General features: G+C 65.4%; 12 protein-coding genes. 4 read left to right on the forward strand and 8 right to left on the reverse strand.

What is annotated here, in order from left to right; translation table 11 throughout:
• The first annotated feature begins 46 nt into the window (after positions 1–46).
• A complete protein-coding gene (locus RTX79_RS13155) occupies positions 47–2896 on the forward strand; it encodes a TonB-dependent receptor domain-containing protein (protein ID WP_312684171.1) in 2850 nt (949 codons plus the stop codon).
• A 142-nt stretch (positions 2897–3038) separates the two neighbouring features.
• Here the strand turns inward: RTX79_RS13155 and RTX79_RS13160 are convergent, their stop codons facing one another.
• Positions 3039–3638, reverse strand: coding sequence for a TetR/AcrR family transcriptional regulator (locus RTX79_RS13160; protein WP_042615262.1), 600 nt, complete (start codon positions 3636–3638; stop codon positions 3039–3041).
• Positions 3639–3776: 138 nt separating this feature from the next.
• Here RTX79_RS13160 and RTX79_RS13165 point away from each other — a divergent pair, with 138 nt between their 5' ends.
• Positions 3777–4694 (forward strand): alpha/beta fold hydrolase, encoded by a 918-nt coding sequence (locus RTX79_RS13165; RefSeq protein WP_312684172.1) that lies wholly within the window; start codon positions 3777–3779, stop codon positions 4692–4694.
• A complete protein-coding gene (locus RTX79_RS13170) occupies positions 4691–7171 on the forward strand; it encodes an acyl-CoA dehydrogenase (RefSeq protein WP_312684173.1) in 2481 nt (826 codons plus the stop codon). Before RTX79_RS13165 ends, RTX79_RS13170 begins: the two co-directional genes overlap by 4 nt.
• Before the next feature lie 72 nt (positions 7172–7243).
• Here the strand turns inward: RTX79_RS13170 and RTX79_RS13175 are convergent, their stop codons facing one another.
• Together RTX79_RS13175 and RTX79_RS13180 are read right to left on the reverse strand one after the other, a co-directional pair.
• On the reverse strand, positions 7244–7612 hold the full coding sequence (locus tag RTX79_RS13175; RefSeq protein WP_057508045.1) for a DUF1304 domain-containing protein: 369 nt from the start codon (positions 7610–7612) through the stop codon (positions 7244–7246).
• 69 nt (positions 7613–7681) lie between these two features.
• Positions 7682–9010 (reverse strand): NTP/NDP exchange transporter, encoded by a 1329-nt coding sequence (locus RTX79_RS13180; protein WP_259171667.1) that lies wholly within the window; start codon positions 9008–9010, stop codon positions 7682–7684.
• Between the two features lie 278 nt (positions 9011–9288).
• Here RTX79_RS13180 and RTX79_RS13185 point away from each other — a divergent pair, with 278 nt between their 5' ends.
• Complete coding sequence (locus tag RTX79_RS13185) at positions 9289–10671, forward strand: serine hydrolase domain-containing protein (RefSeq protein WP_309687318.1); 1383 nt, start codon at positions 9289–9291, stop codon at positions 10669–10671.
• Positions 10672–10804: 133 nt separating this feature from the next.
• Here RTX79_RS13185 and RTX79_RS13190 read toward each other — a convergent pair whose 3' ends face one another.
• The 5 genes from RTX79_RS13190 to RTX79_RS13210 form a co-directional block, all read right to left on the reverse strand.
• Complete coding sequence (locus RTX79_RS13190; RefSeq protein WP_312684176.1) at positions 10805–11524, reverse strand: histone; 720 nt, start codon at positions 11522–11524, stop codon at positions 10805–10807.
• Positions 11525–12171: 647 nt separating this feature from the next.
• Positions 12172–12570 (reverse strand): glycine cleavage system protein GcvH, encoded by a 399-nt coding sequence (gene gcvH, locus RTX79_RS13195; protein WP_057687194.1) that lies wholly within the window; start codon positions 12568–12570, stop codon positions 12172–12174.
• 92 nt (positions 12571–12662) lie between these two features.
• Positions 12663–13775: a glycine cleavage system aminomethyltransferase GcvT gene (gcvT, locus tag RTX79_RS13200; protein ID WP_057687195.1), complete on the reverse strand. Its 1113-nt coding sequence runs from the start codon at positions 13773–13775 to the stop codon at positions 12663–12665.
• 556 nt (positions 13776–14331) lie between these two features.
• Entirely contained in the window at positions 14332–14766 is a 435-nt protein-coding gene (locus tag RTX79_RS13205) for an NfeD family protein (RefSeq protein WP_312684178.1), read from the reverse strand.
• Between the two features lies 1 nt (position 14767).
• The gene (locus RTX79_RS13210; protein WP_123699535.1) at positions 14768–15730 is read right to left on the reverse strand and encodes an SPFH domain-containing protein; all 963 of its coding nucleotides are present in this window, start codon (positions 15728–15730) and stop codon (positions 14768–14770) included.
• Positions 15731–15972 lie beyond the last annotated feature (242 nt).

Consider the following 15972-nt stretch of genomic DNA (forward strand, 5'->3'; position numbering starts at 1 on the left):
CGGGCCACACCACGTAGCTACCAAGTCCACTTGGAGAGAGAGCCCAATGAACCGCAACAGCAATAAACTGCGTGACGCCGTCGTCATCGCGCTGATCACCAGCGCTGCAGGTACCGGCGCCGCCGTCGCGCAGGAAACCTCCGGCACCACCAACCTGGACCGCATCTCGGTCACGGGTTCGCGCATCCGTCAGGTCGACGTCGAAACCGCCCAGCCGGTGCTGACGATTTCCCGTCAGGACATCCAGAACCAGGGCTTCAGCTCGGTCGGTGACATCCTGCAGAACATCTCGGCCGCAGGCAGCCCGGCGTTCAGCCGCTCCTCCCCGCTGACCTCCAACCAGGAAGCAGGCGGTCAGTACATCGACCTGCGCAACCTCGGTGCGCAGCGTACGCTGGTCCTGGTCAACGGCAAGCGCCTGGGCATCTCGCCGGACGGCTTCCAGGACGTGTCGACCATCCCGACCGTCATCGTCGAGCGCATCGACGTGCTGAAGGACGGCGCCTCGTCGATCTACGGCTCGGACGCGATGGCCGGCGTGATCAACATCATCACCCGCAAGAACTTCGACGGTGCCGAAGCCAACGTCTACACCGGTCAGTACGGCCAGGGCGACGGCAAGAAGGAAACCTATGACTTCATGATCGGCTTCTCCGGCGATCGTGGTTCGGTGACCATCGCCGGTGAATACCACAACGAAGAGGAAGTCTGGGCCAAGGACCGCTGGTTCACCCGCAATACCTATCCGGGCTGGAACCACAACGCGTCCTTCACCAACGTCGGGCAGTGGGGCAACTGGCGTCCGGCCGGCAGCACGGGCGGCTACCAGGCGCCGAACCGTGGCGGCACCGCGCTGGGCGTGGGCCAGTTCCACCCGCAGAATCTCGACGACCGCAGCCGTTCCTCGGATCAGATGCACCTGCTGACCCCGCTGGAGCGCCGCTCGCTGTATGTGTCGGCCAACTATGATCTCGTCGACAACGTCCGTTTCGTCACCGACCTGCAGTACTCCAAGCGCAGCTCGGACCGCCAGATCGCCGGTTACCCGCTGCAGTCCGGCGCGTACGAAGACCTGAACCTGAGCGCTGACAGCCTGTACAGCCCGAACGGCGGTGCGACCGACGTCGAATGGCGCCGTCGTGGCTGGGAAGTGCCGCGCACCACCAATACCGACCTGACCACTTGGCGCTTCACGGCGGCCCTGGAAGGTTCGTTCGAGATCGGTGATCGCTACTTCAACTGGGATGCGGGCGCGCTCTACAACGAGAACGACGTCTCCATCATCAACAACGGCAACTTCTACATCCCGGCCGTCCGCAACGCCGTCGGTCCGTCGTTCGTCAACGGCGCCGGCCAGGCCGTCTGCGGCACCCCGGGTCTCGACGGCGCGGATGACACCATCATCGCCGGCTGCGTGCCGTGGAACCCGTTTGCCGGCTTCGGCACCGGCGCGGTCGCCAATTCGCTCGACGACGAAGCCGTGCGCAACTACCTGTTCCGCGAGGAGCACGCGACCGGCAACACCACCACCCACAACTACTTCGCCAACATCGCCGGCACCATCGTTCCGCTGCCGGCCGGCGACCTGGGCTTCGCGGCCGGTTACGAGTACCGCCGTGAGGAAGGCCAGTTCGCTCCGGATGCCATCGCGCAGTCGGGTGACTCGACCAACCTGGCTTCTGGCCCGACCGGTGGCAAGTACGATGTCAGCGAGTTCTACCTCGAACTGAACGTGCCGATCCTGGCTGACCTGCCGTTCGCCAAGGAGCTGACGCTGGACGTGGCGACCCGCTACTCCGACTTCAACACCTTCGGCGACACCACCAACAACAAGTTCGGCCTGAAGTGGCGTCCGATCGACGACCTGCTGGTGCGTGGTACCTATTCGGAAGGCTTCCGCGCCCCGACCATCGGCGACCTGTACGGCGGCTCCTCGCAGACCTTCACCACCGGCTTCATCGATCCGTGCGACAGCATCTACGGCAACGCCCGTGGCACCGCACGCTGCCTGGCTGATGTCCCGGCGAACTACCGTCAGCTGCAGCAGGGCTTCATCCCCGCTGACGGCCCGGCCGCACAGTCCCCGGTGCCGTTCACCTCCGGCTCGAATGAGTTCCTGCAGCCGGAACGTTCGGAATCCAAGTCGATCGGCCTGGTGTACAGCCCGAGCTACGTCAGCGGCCTGACCGTGGGCGTGGACTGGTGGAGCATCCGCATCGAAGACACCCTGGTGTCCGACAGCCCGAACCAGATCCTGGAAGACTGCTATGTCGGCCTGATCGAAGAGCGTTGCGCCCTGTTCACCCGTGACCCGGCCAACGGCAACATCGTCGGCGACCTGACCTACGGCAACCGCAACGCCGGTTACACCGAAACCGAAGGCTTCGACTTCGACATCAACTATGCGCTGGACACCGATTGGGGCCGCTTCTCGGCCAAGTCCGCGACTACGTACGTGAGCAAGTACGAGTCCAAGACCACCAACGATGCCGAAGAAGTGCCGTCGCAGTACAACGGCTTCAACGCCTACTTCCGCGTACGCTCGAACCTGAGCCTGGGCTGGACGAAGAACGACTGGTCGGTCAACTGGAGCATGCGTTACTACTCCGGCACCAAGGAAACCTGCTACTTCACCGCACGCTGCACCCTGCCGAACTTCTCGGCTCCGGACACCGGCGGCATCATCACCCCGATGAACGAGCTGGGTTCGACGACCTTCCACGATCTGCAGGTCTCCTACGCAGCGCCGTGGAACGCCACCATCGCCATCGGTGCGAACAACGTGTTCAACAAGGTTGCCCCGCTGATGATGGATCAGCCGAGCTCGAACTTCTCGTACTATGGCGGCTTCGATATCGGTCGCTTCCTGTACCTGAAGTACAACCAGAAGTTCTGATCGGTCCACTGATCAACAACGTCTGAAGCAACGGCCCCGAAAGGGGCCGTTGTTTTATCTGGTGGGTTGGAATGCAACAACGCCACGCACAAAAAAAGAGCCGCTTCGCAGCGGCTCTCTTCAGCATCCTGGCTTGATGTGCTCAGCCCGGGATCAGCGTCTCGATCACGTGCTCGACGTAGGCTTCGAAGTCCTCGCGCGCCTGCTTGGGCTGCTGCAATTGCAGTGACAACTGCAGGAAGCCGACATAGGCCGCATAGGCCAGCCGCGCGCGATGGCGTGCATCGGTCGAACTCAGGCCCGCCTGGCGGAACGAGGCGATCAGGTAATCCATGCGCCGCTGCGACACACGGTCGATCACCGGACGCACCATCGGATGATCCAGCGCCTTCAACAGTTCGCTGTAGATGATGTGCGGCTGCACTTCATGCGCCACCACCTGGAACAGCTGGCGCAGGCGCACGCGCGGGTCGGGCACCTCTTCCAGGCTGCCGAACACCTGTTCCTGCTCGAACAGTTCCCAGCGCTCCAGCGCGGCCTGCAGCAGGGCGTCACGCGACGGGAAATGCCAATAGAAGCTGCCCTTGGTCACGCCAAGGCGGCGCGCCAGCGGCTCCACCGCGACGGCGCTCACGCCTTGTTCGGCAATCAGGTCGAGGGCAGCCTGGGCCCAGTCTTCGGCGCTCAGGCGGCTGTTGCGGCCGGCGCGCGGTTCGCCGGCGGGAGTTTCGGATTCGCTCATCTGGTGATTTAACCATACGCCGGGGTTCGTTGCAGTATGCCTCTGTATATAAAGATGTAAGTGCTCACCGACAGGCCGCTGCAGCGCACCATACGTGACAGTATTGACATCGAACCGAAGCGCTCCATACTAGCTGGTATGGTCACACCTCCTTCCCTCGCCCCGTTGTCCTCTCTGCGCCTGGACGCAGCGCACGGCGCGGTGCTGGCGGCCACCGCCGACACGGCCGGGCGCCGCGGCCCGATCCTGTTCGCACACGGCTTCGGCCAGACCCGTCATGCCTGGAACGCGTCGGCCCGCGCGTTGGCCGCCCATGGCTTCCAGACCCTGGCCTACGATGCGCGCGGCCATGGCGATTCCGACTGGAACCCAGCCGACCTGCCCTACCACGGTGATCAGTTCGCCGATGACCTGATCGTGCTGGCCGGCGAGCAGTCGCGCCCACCGGTGCTGGTCGCCGCGTCGATGGGCGGCCTGTTCGGGCTGCTGGCCGAATCGCGCTGGCCCGGGCTGTTTTCGGCAATGGTGCTGGTGGACATCACCCCGCGCTGGGATACCGCCGGGGTGGAGCGCATCCTCAGCTTCATGACCGCCCACCCGCAGGGCTTCGCATCTCTGGCCGAGGCCGCCGACGTGATCGCCGCCTACCTGCCGCATCGGCCGCGCAAATCCGAAGATTCCCTGCGTGCGCTGCTGCGCGAAGACCGCCATGGCCGCTGGCGCTGGCACTGGGATCCGCGGCTGGTGGCCGAACTGGCACGTGACAGCGAACAGCACCAGGACGCCCTGGCCGATGCCGCACGCAAGGTGAAGTGCCCGCTGCTGCTGGTCAGTGGCGGCCGCAGCGAGCTGGTCAACGCCGGCACCATCGCCGATTTCCTCGCGCTGGCCCCGCATGCCAGCCATGTACAGCTGCCGCAGGCCACGCACATGCTGGCCGGCGACGACAACGACGCCTTTACCGCTACTGTGTTGAACTATCTGGACGTGTTACCCCCGGCCCTGGCCGCAACATCGTCCGCCGAACCCGAGCACGTCACCGGAGTACGCTCATGAGCATCGTTCTTCCCTTCCTTGCCCTGTTGCTGGCAAGTGCATTCGCGGCCTATCACCGCATGCGCCTGATCACCTGGACGATCATCAGCGTGGCCGTGTTGGCCATCTGCTGGTTCGTGCCTTACATCAACCAGACCGCCACCATCGTCGCGGCCGCCATCGTGGCGGTGATCGCCGTCCCGCTGCTGCTGCCGTTCATCCGCAAGCCGCTGCTGACCGCCCCGATGATGAAGGTGTTCCGCAAGGTGCTGCCGCCGTTGTCGCAGACAGAGCGGATCGCCTTGGAGACCGGTTCGGTCGGTTTCGAAGGCGAGCTGTTCACCGGTGACCCGGACTGGAACATCCTGCTGAACTACCCCAAGCCGCAGCTCACCGCCGAAGAACAGGCCTTCATGGATGGCCCGGTGGAAGAACTGTGCAAGATGGTCAACGACTGGGAAATCACCCACGTCCACGCCGACCTGCCGCCGGAAATGTGGGCCTTCATCAAGAAGAACCGCTTCTTCGGCATGATCATTCCCAAGCAGTACGGCGGGCTGGGCTTCAGCGCGCTGGCCCACCACAAGGTGATCCAGAAGCTGGCCTCGGTGTCTTCGGTGGTCAGTTCCACCGTCGGTGTGCCCAACTCGCTGGGCCCGGGTGAACTGCTCAACCATTACGGCACCCAGGAGCAGAAGGACCAGTACCTGCCGCGCCTGGCAGATGGCCGCGAAGTGCCCTGCTTCGGCCTGACCGGTCCGTTCGCCGGCTCCGATGCCACCTCCATTCCCGATTACGGCATCGTCTGCCACGGCGAGTGGAATGGCGAGCGCGTGCTCGGCGTCAGGCTGACCTTCGACAAGCGCTACATCACCCTGGCCCCGGTGGCCACGCTGATCGGCCTGGCGTTCCGCATGTACGATCCGGACAAGCTGATCGGTGAAACGCGCGATATCGGCATCACCCTGGGCCTGCTGCCGCGCGAGACCGCCGGCGTGGAAGTCGGCCGTCGCCACTTCCCGTTGAACTCGCCGTTCCAGAACGGCCCGATCAAGGGCAAGGACGTGTTCATCCCGCTGACCCAGCTGATCGGCGGTGCCGCGATGGCCGGCAAGGGCTGGAACATGCTCAACGAATGCCTGGCCGTGGGCCGCTCGATCACCCTGCCCTCCACCGGCAGCGGCGGCGCGAAGGCCGGCGCGGTCATCACCGGTGCTTACGCCCGCATCCGCAAGCAGTTCGGGCTTTCGGTCGGTCGCTTCGAAGGCGTGGAAGAAGCGCTGGCCCGCATCGGCGGCAAGGCCTACAAGATCAGCGCGCTGGCCCAGGCCACTGCGGCGGCGGTGGATCGCGGCGATGTGCCGTCGGTGCCGTCGGCGATCGCCAAGTACCACTGCACCAGCATGAGCCGTGAAGTGATCTCGGACATGATGGATGTGATCGGCGGCAAGGGCATCATCCTGGGACCGCGCAACTTCGCCGGCCGCAGCTGGCAGGCCGCGCCGATCGCGATCACCGTGGAAGGCGCCAACATCATGACGCGCAGCCTGCTGATCTTCGGCCAGGGCGCGATCCTGTGCCATCCGTGGGTGATGAAGGAAATGAAGGCCGCGCAGGATCCGGACCGCAAGGCCGGCCTGCAGGACTTCGACCGCAGCCTGTTCGGGCACATCCGCTACGGCATCTCCAACGCCGTGCGTTCGTTCTGGTTCGGCCTGACCGGCGCCCGTTTCGGTGCCGCCCCGGGCGATGCCTACACCCGCCGCTATTTCCGCAAGCTGGACCGCTATTCGGCCAACCTGGCGCTGATGGCCGACATCTCGATGATGACGCTCGGCGGCAAGCTGAAGTTCAAGGAATCGCTGTCCGGCCGACTGGGCGACGTGCTGAGCCATGTCTACATGACCAGCGCCATGCTCAAGCGTTACCACGACGAAGGCGCACCGGTGGCCGACCAGCCGCTGCTGGCCTGGGGCTTCCATGACAGCGTGCACAAGATCGAAGAGTCGCTGTCGGCGGCGCTGCGCAACTTCCCGATCCGCCCGATCGGCTGGCTGATGTGGCTGTTGATCTTCCCGCTGGGTCGTCGTGCCGAAGCCCCGGGTGACCGCCTGAGCCGTCGCGTCGCCGCGCTGCTGATGGCGCCCAATGAAGCCCGCGACCGCCTGGCCGACGGCGTGTTCATGACCCCGTGCGAGAACAACCCCGGTGGGCGCATCAACAGCTACCTGGCCAAGGCCATCATGGCCGAGCCGGTGGAGCGCAAGTTCCTCAAGGCGCTCAAGAGCAAGGGCATCGAAGCGCTGGACTACAACAAGCAGCTCGACGAAGCCGTGGCCGAAGGCGTGCTGACCCAGGACGAGCGCAGCCTGTTGGAAGAGCTGCGTGCGATCACCCTGGAAGCGATCACCGTGGACGATTTCGATACCCACGAACTGCGCTCGGCCGGTTACTACGACCTGCCGCGCAAGGAAGCCGGTTCGCAGCAGGCAGCCTGACCGCCTCGCGACCCGATGGGGTCAGAGTCCTTTTCCGCAGGAGAAGGACTCTGACCCCTTTCTGTTGCCGTGTCAGTGCAGGTTGCGGCCGGCCTGCCAGATCGCCGCCAGCGCCAGCAGTGCGGGCACTGCCTGGATGTAGAAGATCCGCCGGTTCACGCTCCAGGCGCCATAACAGCCGGCCACCACCACACAGACCAGGCTGAAAATGGTGATCTCGAAGTAACGGACCAGTCCGACCAGGATGCCGGCGGCCAGGAAGCCGTTGTAAAGCCCCTGGTTGGCCGCCAGCACGCGCGTGGCCTGTGCCTTCTCCAGCGTGTTGCGGAAGGTCTTCAAGCCCAGTGGACGCGTCCACAGGAACATTTCCAGCACCAGGAAATAGACGTGCAGCGCAGCGACCAGCAGCGTCAACGACAACGCGATCCAGATCCAGTACATGGGCAATCCTCAGGTAAGTGCGCAGAGCTTACTTGAGGATCGGCAACCGGCGGGCTCGCGCGCGCTCCGCTAGCGGTCGCGCGGCAGCTTCTTTTCTTCGCGCAGCACGCCGAAGGCAGCCAGCGTCATCAGCGCAGCGACGACGATGCCCCCGGCAAACACGAGGTTGGACCCCAGCAGGGAAAGCCCCTTGTGCACCCAGGTGAAGCTCAGGTCCGCGCCGCGGTAGACCACGGTGTCGATGGCCGCGCCGGCCTTGTAGCGCCACTGGCGGTCCACACGGGTGTAGATGGTCTCGCGCGCCGGCTTGAACAGCGAAAACTCGCTGGCGCGGGTTACTACCTGCACCACCGCCACCAGCAGTGGCAGCGGCGACGCCGCCAGCACCGAGAAGCCGACGATGATCGCCAGCGCCGGGATCAACAGCGCCGGCGCCACCCCATGCCGGGACAGCAGCCAGCGCGTGAGCGTCAACTGCACCAGCAGGGTCAAGGCGTTCACCGCCAGGTCCAGGTGCGAATAAAAGGCCGTGCGCGCTTCCGGATCCGGATACGCCACGCGCACGATCGCGGCCTGCTGGTTGTACAGCAGCGTGCCCACGCCCACACCGAACAGCACCAGCAGTGCCAGCCAGCGCAGCAGCGGCTCGCGCGCGATCAGCTTCAGGCCATCCAGCACGCTGCCGCCCATCGGCTGCTCGCCGGACACCAGCTGCTGTTCGCGCTCGCGCAGGATCGCCCAGTGCCGCAGCCGCCAGATGCACAGCAGGCAGACACTGAGGAAACCGGCAGAGACCAGCATCAGGTTGGCGATGCCGACCCGCTGCACCAGCGCGCCGGTGATGGCCGGGCCGAGGAACGCGCCGAGCGTGCCGGCCGCACCGATGTAGCCGTAGTACGCCCGCGCCTGGGCGTTGGAGAACACATCGGCCATGAAGCTCCAGAACACCGCCACGGCGAACAGGTTGAACACCATCACCCAGAAGAAGAACGCCATGCCCCGGCCGGGCACGTTGCTGTCGAACATCAGGTGGAAGCCGAGCAGGGTGACGATGAAGAAGCCATACACAACCGGCATGAAGACGCGCCGTGGCTGCCGGCTGACCAGCCAACCGTACACCGGCTGCAGCACCAGCATGATCAGGAACACGCAGGTAAACAGGAACTGCAGCACGAACTCCTGCAGCGCTACGCCGTGGCTGCTGAACCAGCTGATCAGCGCTGGCGGGAAGACCTCCTGCAGGTCAGACGAGGAAGCCATCGCCTCGCGCACCGGGCGCAGCACGTAGTAGCCGCTGAGCAGGCAGAAGAAATACAGGAACGACCACCACAGCGCGGGCGTATCCCGCAGGGCCTGCAGCAGCCCCCGCAGCGGGCCGCGTTGCAGCGGCGGATCCAGCGGCGCGCTCACGCGTCACCCGGCGCGCACACGCGGCGGCAGCAGCAAAGCATGGGCGACTCCGGGAGGCGAGGAAGCGCGTACGGTATCCAATGCACTGCAACATCGCCAGCGCGCCGCGCCAACCGGGCTGCGCAGGGAGCGGTCCGGATAGCCGCTGATCCGGCATCGAAATCCCAGTATTTTCAGCAAGATGCGCATTCATCTTCGCTTTGTTTGTGCAACGGCGAAAAGCGAGGCTAGAATCGGTCACAGCAGTCGCGCTCGGGTCCCGATCAATGAACAAGAACAGCAGGCGTCGTCCGTTCCGCACGGCGGCCACCGGAATGCTGGGCATGCTGATGCCCGTCGCCCTTTCCACCACGGCGCAGACGTCCTCGCTGCCGCCGATGCCCACCAACATCGAAACCGCCGTTGCAGCGCCGGCGCATACCCAGCCGGCGGCCTACCGCACCGGGCTGACCGCCAATCCGCAGGCACCGGCGGCCGGCTTCAACGTGGCCAACATCGAATCGATGGCGCAGCAGCTCACCTATGGCGAGCGCGTGCCGGGCATGGCGGTGGCCATCGTGCAGGGCGGTCGCATCCTCAGCGCGCGCGGCTACGGCGTCACCGACGTCAACAATCCGCTGCCGGTCGATTCGCACACCGTGTTCCGCCTGGCGTCGCTGTCCAAGGCCTTCGCCGGCACCATGGCCGGGCTGCTGGTCAACGATGGCACGCTGCGCTGGGACAGCAAGGTCACCGACTACGTGCCGGGCTTCCAGCTGACCACGCCGGAGGCCACCGAGCGGCTGACCGTGGCCGACCTGCTGAGCCACCGCGTGGGCCTGCCCTACAACGCCTACGACCGCGACGTCGAAGCCAACGCCGAGTACTACACGCTGACCCAGAAGCTGGGCTCCACCTCGCTGAAGTGCCTGCCCGGCGACTGCTATGCCTACCAGAACGTGGCCTACAGCCTGATCGGCGACGTGGTCTACGCCGCATCGGGCAGCTTCTACGAACAGGCTGTCGAACGACGCCTGTTCAAGCCGCTGGGCATGGACGATGCCAGCCTCGGCCTTGCCGGCATCCAGGCCAGCTCGCGCTGGGCACGCCCGCACGTGCGCAGCCGCAACGGGTGGGTCTCGCTGACCCCGAAGCCGACCTACTACCGTCTCGCACCCGCGGCCGGCGTCAACGCCAGCGCCAACGACATGGCGCAGTGGCTGCTGGCGCAGACCGGCCACCGTCCGGACGTGCTGCCCGCCCCGCTGCTGGCCACCCTGCACGCTTCGCTGGTCAACACGCCGGGCGAAATGCGTTCGGGCTGGCGCCGTGACCGCCTGCGTTCGGCCGGCTACGCGCTGGGCTGGCGCAACTTCGATTACGCCGGCCATGAAGTGGTGTTCCATGCCGGCGCGGTGCAGGGCTACCGCGGCCTGGTGGCGCTGATCCCCGAACGCGACATGGGCATCGCCATCATGTGGAACGGTGAAAGCAGCCTGCCCAGCGGCCTGCTGCCGACGGTGCTGGATTCCGCCCTCGGCCTGCCGACCCAGCGCTGGCTGGACGTGGATACCGATTTCGGCAGCGACAGCCTGATGGCCGAAGGCGCGCCTTCGCAGGACAAGCGCAAGGGCGCCTCGTCCAACCGCGCCAGCGCCTCGCCCCGCTGAGCCGCCACGAAAAAGGGGACGGGGGGAATTAAGTCGAATTAATTCCCTCCGTCCCCTTTTTCGTGGATAAAAAAAACCCCCTCTCCGCTGGGCTGTCGGAGAGGGGGCTTCAGGTACGGCTATCGGGAGATGCTTAGATCAGCGGCGCCGGGGTTGCCGGGAGAGCCACCGGAGCGGCCTTCTTGCGGCGTGCCGGGCTCTTGCGGGCGGCCTTCTTTGCGGCCGGCTTCTTCGCAGCTGCCTTTTTCGCGGTCTTCTTCACGGCCTTCTTGGCGGTCGCTTTCTTGGCGACTTTCTTGGTGGCCTTCTTCACTGCCTTCTTCGCGGTCGCCTTCTTGGCCGTGGCCTTCTTGGCTACCTTCTTCGCCGCCTTTTTCACTGCCTTCTTGGCAGTGGCCTTCTTGGCGACCTTCTTGGCGGGCTTGCGCGCGACCTTCTTCGCTGCCTTCTTGGCAGTCGCCTTCTTGGCGACCTTCTTGACGGCCTTCTTCGCGGTCTTCTTCACTGCCTTCTTGGCAGTTGCCTTCTTGGCGACCTTGCGCGCGGTGGTCTTCTTGGCCGCCGCCTTCTTCACGGCCTTCTTGGCGGTCGCCTTCTTGGCGACCTTCTTGACGGCCTTCTTGGCGGTGGCTTTCTTGGCTACTTTCTTCGTCGCCTTCTTGGCGGCGGGCTTCTTCTTCGCAGTTGCCATGGGATGGCTCCTCGTCAGTGATGGAGTGTTGAAACGCCCAGGTAAATCGAACCCGCTGAAGCTGCTCGCGGGGCCCGCCGACGCGTCTTCCGCGTCGTGACGGTTGCTGCGATGCGCGCTTCGATCGGCGAGGCTGGCATCGCGGCAGAACGTGTCGTGCAATTGCCGGGGGGAAGCTGGGCCGACTCCACCGCGCGTGGCGGTGCAGCAGGTATCCGGGTTGTGCTTCGCGCCTGGCGGTTGATCGGTTGCACTCGGTTTGGCAGTAAAGGTCTGCTGGGCGAAACCTAATCACGCTTTTTTGGGCTGTCAACAACCCCCCGCAAAAAAATTCACGCCGCAGGTGTTCCGCGCTGGTCGCTGGCGGTGCGGCCGGCGGCGTTGCCGATCACCGCTGCAGGCATGCATCGACCGGCGCAGCGTGCGCGTGCGCATCGGCACGGCGAACGAAAGCACTTTAAACAAGCCTTATTCTGAAACAGCCGAACAACACGCACGGTGTCGCGCTGTTGCGGCACGCAGCATGGCGGTGACCGTCGCCGCTTCCCCAACGCTTCGGAAACGGTCGCTTTTTTTTTCACACGCGGCGCGTCGAACTTTGCGACGCAAATGCGATTTTGCGCAAAACTTTTCGTTCCCTGCGCGCCAGCCGCCAACCCTCGAACCAGCTGACAACGTCTTCGACAACCGCATGCTCATGCCTGAAGCGGGCGTCCGCTGCGCGCCCCGCGCATGAGCGAGGTGCCGCGATGCGGACAAAAAAAAGGACCGCCAGGGGCGGTCCTTCGGTCTGCCATGTCGACGACGGATCAGTGATCGTCGTCTTCCAGGACCTCGGCGTAGTCGTCCGGACCCAGCAGTTCGTCCAGCTCGGCCGCCAGGTCGCTCGGCTGCACGACGTACAGCCAACCCTCGCCGTAGGCATCTTCGTTGATGGTTTCCGGCTTGTCCGACAGGGCGGAATTGACCTTGATGATGGTGCCGGTGACCGGGCTGTACACGTCCGATGCCGCCTTGACCGACTCCACGACCGCGATGGTTTCGCCGGCCTTGGCTTCACCGTCGAGCTCGGGCAGCTCGACATAGACCAGATCGCCGAGCAGGCCCTGGGCGTGGTCGGAAATACCTACGGTGACGCTGCCGTCGGATTCGACGCGCGCCCATTCGTGGGACTTGAGGAACTTGAGGTCGCCGGGGATCTCGCTCATGGCACTGCTCCAGGAATACGGGTGTGGAAAAAACGCGGGTAGTGTAACCAACCGGCCGGGCCTGCTGGCAGGCCCCGGCCGACAAAACAGGATCAGGCGACCGGCAGCACGCCGTCCTGCGCCTGGCCTTCGCGCACGAACGGGAACTTGACCACGCGCACCGGCACGGCGCGGCCGCGGATGTCCACGCTCACCGCGCCCAGCTCACCTGCGGGCACGCGGGCGAACGCGATGCCCTTGGCCAGCGTCGGCGAGAACGTGCCCGACAGGATCTCGCCCTGGCCGCCGGCGGTGAGCACGGCCTGGCCATGCCGCAGCACGCCCTTCTCGTCCATCACCAGGCCGATCATCTGGCGCGCGTCACCGGCAGCCTTCTGTGCTTCAAGCACGTCGCGGCCGATGAAATCGCGGCCCTCGTCGAGCGAGACCGTCCAGGCCAGCGCGGCTTCGTACGGGGTGATCGCTTCGTCCATGTCCTGGCCGTACAGATTCATGCCGGCTTCCAGGCGCAGCGTGTCGCGCGCGCCGAGGCCGGCCGGCTTCACGCCCGCCTGCAGCAGCTGGTTCCAGAACGCCACCACCGCGTCCTGCGGCAGCAGGATTTCGAAACCGTCCTCACCGGTATAGCCGGTGCGTGCCACGAACAAGGCGACACCGTCGGCCGAGGTCACCTCGGTGGCGGCAAAGCGCGCCAGCTTGGCCAGGGTGGCCGCGCCAGCGGCGTCGACCAGACCGATCACCGCATCGCGCGCCTGCGGTCCCTGCACGGCCAGGATGGCCAGGTCAGGGCGCTGCTGCACCGCCACGCCGAACGGGGCGGCCTGCGCGGTCAGCCACGCCAGGTCTTTCTCGCGCGTGGAGGCGTTGACGACCATGCGGAAGAAGTCATCGGCCAGGTAATAGACGATCAGGTCATCGATCACCCCGCCCCGCTCATTGAGCATGCAGGAGTAGAGCGCCTTGCCGGTCACCTTCAGCTTGTCCACCGAATTGGCCAGCAGGCGACGCAGGAACGGTTTGACCTGCTCACCGCGCAGGTCGACCACGGTCATGTGGCTGACGTCGAACACGCCCGCTTCCCGGCGCACCAGGTGGTGTTCATCCAGCTGCGAACCGTAGTGGATGGGCATGTCCCAGCCCCCGAAATCGACCATCTTGGCGCCGAGGGCGCGGTGGGAATCGTTGAGCAGCGTCTTCTGGGTCATGACCGGTCCGGCAACAGGGAAACAAGGTCGCCATTATCCCAGATAGAGGCACAGCGCTGCGCGGTCCACTGCAGAAGCAAAGGCAAAGCGTGCATATTGCTCGTGGCGGGGCGGGGTCGGCTGGCGGGGGACGGCAAGAGCCGCTCCTGCGGGCCTCGATTCGCGCCATCCATGGGGGGTCCACGTCATCGCATTCGCGCTGCCGCTCCCACGCTTTGCTGCGCAAACCGCGGGCCCCGTCCACACCCCGCCGCTTCGCGGCCGCCCCTGACTCAGGGGCTCCCTCTCCTCCACCCGCCACGTAGCCGTGAAAGGGGTCAGGGTCCTTTCGCGTCGCGAAAGGAGGCTGACCCCTGCTTTTGCTCTTTTATTTTCTTGCGCGGATGGCGGCCACCGCAACCTGTCAGCGGGTCGGGCGGTGGGGCTGGGCGGGGGCGTTGAGCGCCATGGATGGCGCGAAACGAGGCCCGCATGGATGCAGTTTTTGCCGTCCCCCGACCAGCCCCACCGCCCGGCCCAGCGCCGGATATACAAAGCAGCCACCCGCGAGGGGGTCTCACCGGTTCGCTTCCACCTGCAGCACGCCATTGACCACCGCCACCACCCGCACCGGCGTTCCCGCCGCCAGGTCCGGTCCGGTCACCTGCCACGACGCATCGTCGATGCTCACCCGCCCCTGCCCCGCCACGATCCCCTGCTGCAGCACCGCCACGCGGCCCACCAGCTGTTCGCTGCGGCGGTTCAACAGCGGCTTGTCGCTTTCGCGCCCGCGGGTGCGGCCCCAGCGCCGATACGCCTGGATCGCCACCACGCTCAGCACCACGAAGGCCACCACCTGCCACAGCACCGGAATGCCCGGCACCAGCGCGGTGATCAGGAATACCGCCGCCGCCCCGATGCCGATCCACAGCATGAACGCGCCCGGTGCCATCGCTTCGGCGGCGAACAGCAGCAGGGCCAGTGCCCCCCATCCGACCACTTCCCAGCGCATGTCAGTCTCCAAAGCGCGGCGGTACCGCGCGGGTAGCCTTGTTTTCTTCCTGTTTGGCGAAGGCGTGCCTGGCCAGCTCGGCGACGCCGGCGATCGAGCCGATCACGCCACTGGCTTCCATCGGCATCAGCACCAGCTTCTGGTTCGGCGAGGTCGCCAGTTCCTTGAACGCTTCGACGTACTTCTGTGCGATGAAGTAGTTGATCGCCTGCACGTCACCTTCGGCGATCGCCACCGACACCATCTGGGTCGCCTTGGCCTCGGCTTCGGCCAGGCGCTCGCGCGCTTCGGCATCGCGGAATGCCGCTTCACGACGGCCCTCGGCTTCCAGCACCGTCGCCTGTTTCTCACCGTCCGCGCGCAGGATCTCCGACTGGCGTGCGCCTTCAGCTTCGAGGATCTGCGCGCGCTTCTCGCGCTCGGCCTTCATCTGCCGCGCCATCGCATCAAGCAGGTCACGCGGTGGCTGGATATCGCGGATCTCGATGCGGTTGACCTTCAGTCCCCAGGGATTGGTGGCCTGGTCGACCACGCTGAGCAGCTGGGCATTGATCACTTCGCGCTGGCTGAGCGATTCATCCAGGTCCATCGAGCCGATCACGGTCCGGATGTTGGTCTGCACCAGGGCGATCATCGCCACTTCCAGGTTGGACACTTCATAGGCCGCCTTGGCCGCATCCAGCACCTGGAAGAACACCACCCCGTCCACGCGCACGGCGGCGTTGTCCTTGGTGATCACTTCCTGGCTCGGCACGTCCAGTACCTGTTCCATCATGTTCACCTTGCGCCCCACCCCGTAGACGATCGGGATCAGGAAGTGCAGGCCGGGCGACATGGTGTGGGTATAGCGCCCGAAGCGCTCCACCGTCCATTCATACCCCTGCGGCACCATCCGTACGGCCTTGAACAGGATGATCACGGCCACCAGGGCCAGCACCACGGTAAAGAACATCGTCGGGAACATCGCGCTTCCTCTTCCATGAAAACCGACCTGCAGCATACCGCGCGGGGTGGGTGTGCCGCGCTGGCGGTTTCTTTCCCTTTCGCGCTGCGGCGGCAGGCAGGGCTGTGCAGGACACGCCGCAAGTACATCCCTGTAGGCTCGCGTTCGGCTCCTGCCTCACGACGGTCCTGCACACCCCTGCCTGCCACCGCCGGACAGTGGGTCGGCCGCCTGGGGCAAACGACAGGAGAAGAAAGAGCAGC

The sequence above is a fragment of the Stenotrophomonas chelatiphaga genome, assembly GCF_032054965.1.
GTDB classification, from domain to species: Bacteria; Pseudomonadota; Gammaproteobacteria; order Xanthomonadales; family Xanthomonadaceae; genus Stenotrophomonas; species Stenotrophomonas chelatiphaga.

Excerpts from the sequence above, each read along its gene's own strand:
- gcvT (WP_057687195.1), bottom strand. The coding sequence starts at position 13,775 with ATGACCCAGAAGACGCTGCTCAACGATTCCCACCGCGCCCTCGGCGCC.
- RTX79_RS13165 (WP_312684172.1), top strand. The coding sequence starts at position 3,777 with ATGGTCACACCTCCTTCCCTCGCCCCGTTGTCCTCTCTGCGCCTGGAC.
- RTX79_RS13210 (WP_123699535.1), bottom strand. The coding sequence starts at position 15,730 with ATGTTCCCGACGATGTTCTTTACCGTGGTGCTGGCCCTGGTGGCCGTG.
- RTX79_RS13170 (WP_312684173.1), top strand. The coding sequence starts at position 4,691 with ATGAGCATCGTTCTTCCCTTCCTTGCCCTGTTGCTGGCAAGTGCATTC.
- RTX79_RS13175 (WP_057508045.1), bottom strand. The coding sequence starts at position 7,612 with ATGTACTGGATCTGGATCGCGTTGTCGTTGACGCTGCTGGTCGCTGCG.
- RTX79_RS13155 (WP_312684171.1), top strand. The coding sequence starts at position 47 with ATGAACCGCAACAGCAATAAACTGCGTGACGCCGTCGTCATCGCGCTG.
- RTX79_RS13185 (WP_309687318.1), top strand. The coding sequence starts at position 9,289 with ATGAACAAGAACAGCAGGCGTCGTCCGTTCCGCACGGCGGCCACCGGA.
- RTX79_RS13160 (WP_042615262.1), bottom strand. The coding sequence starts at position 3,638 with ATGAGCGAATCCGAAACTCCCGCCGGCGAACCGCGCGCCGGCCGCAAC.
- gcvH (WP_057687194.1), bottom strand. The coding sequence starts at position 12,570 with ATGAGCGAGATCCCCGGCGACCTCAAGTTCCTCAAGTCCCACGAATGG.
- RTX79_RS13205 (WP_312684178.1), bottom strand. The coding sequence starts at position 14,766 with ATGCGCTGGGAAGTGGTCGGATGGGGGGCACTGGCCCTGCTGCTGTTC.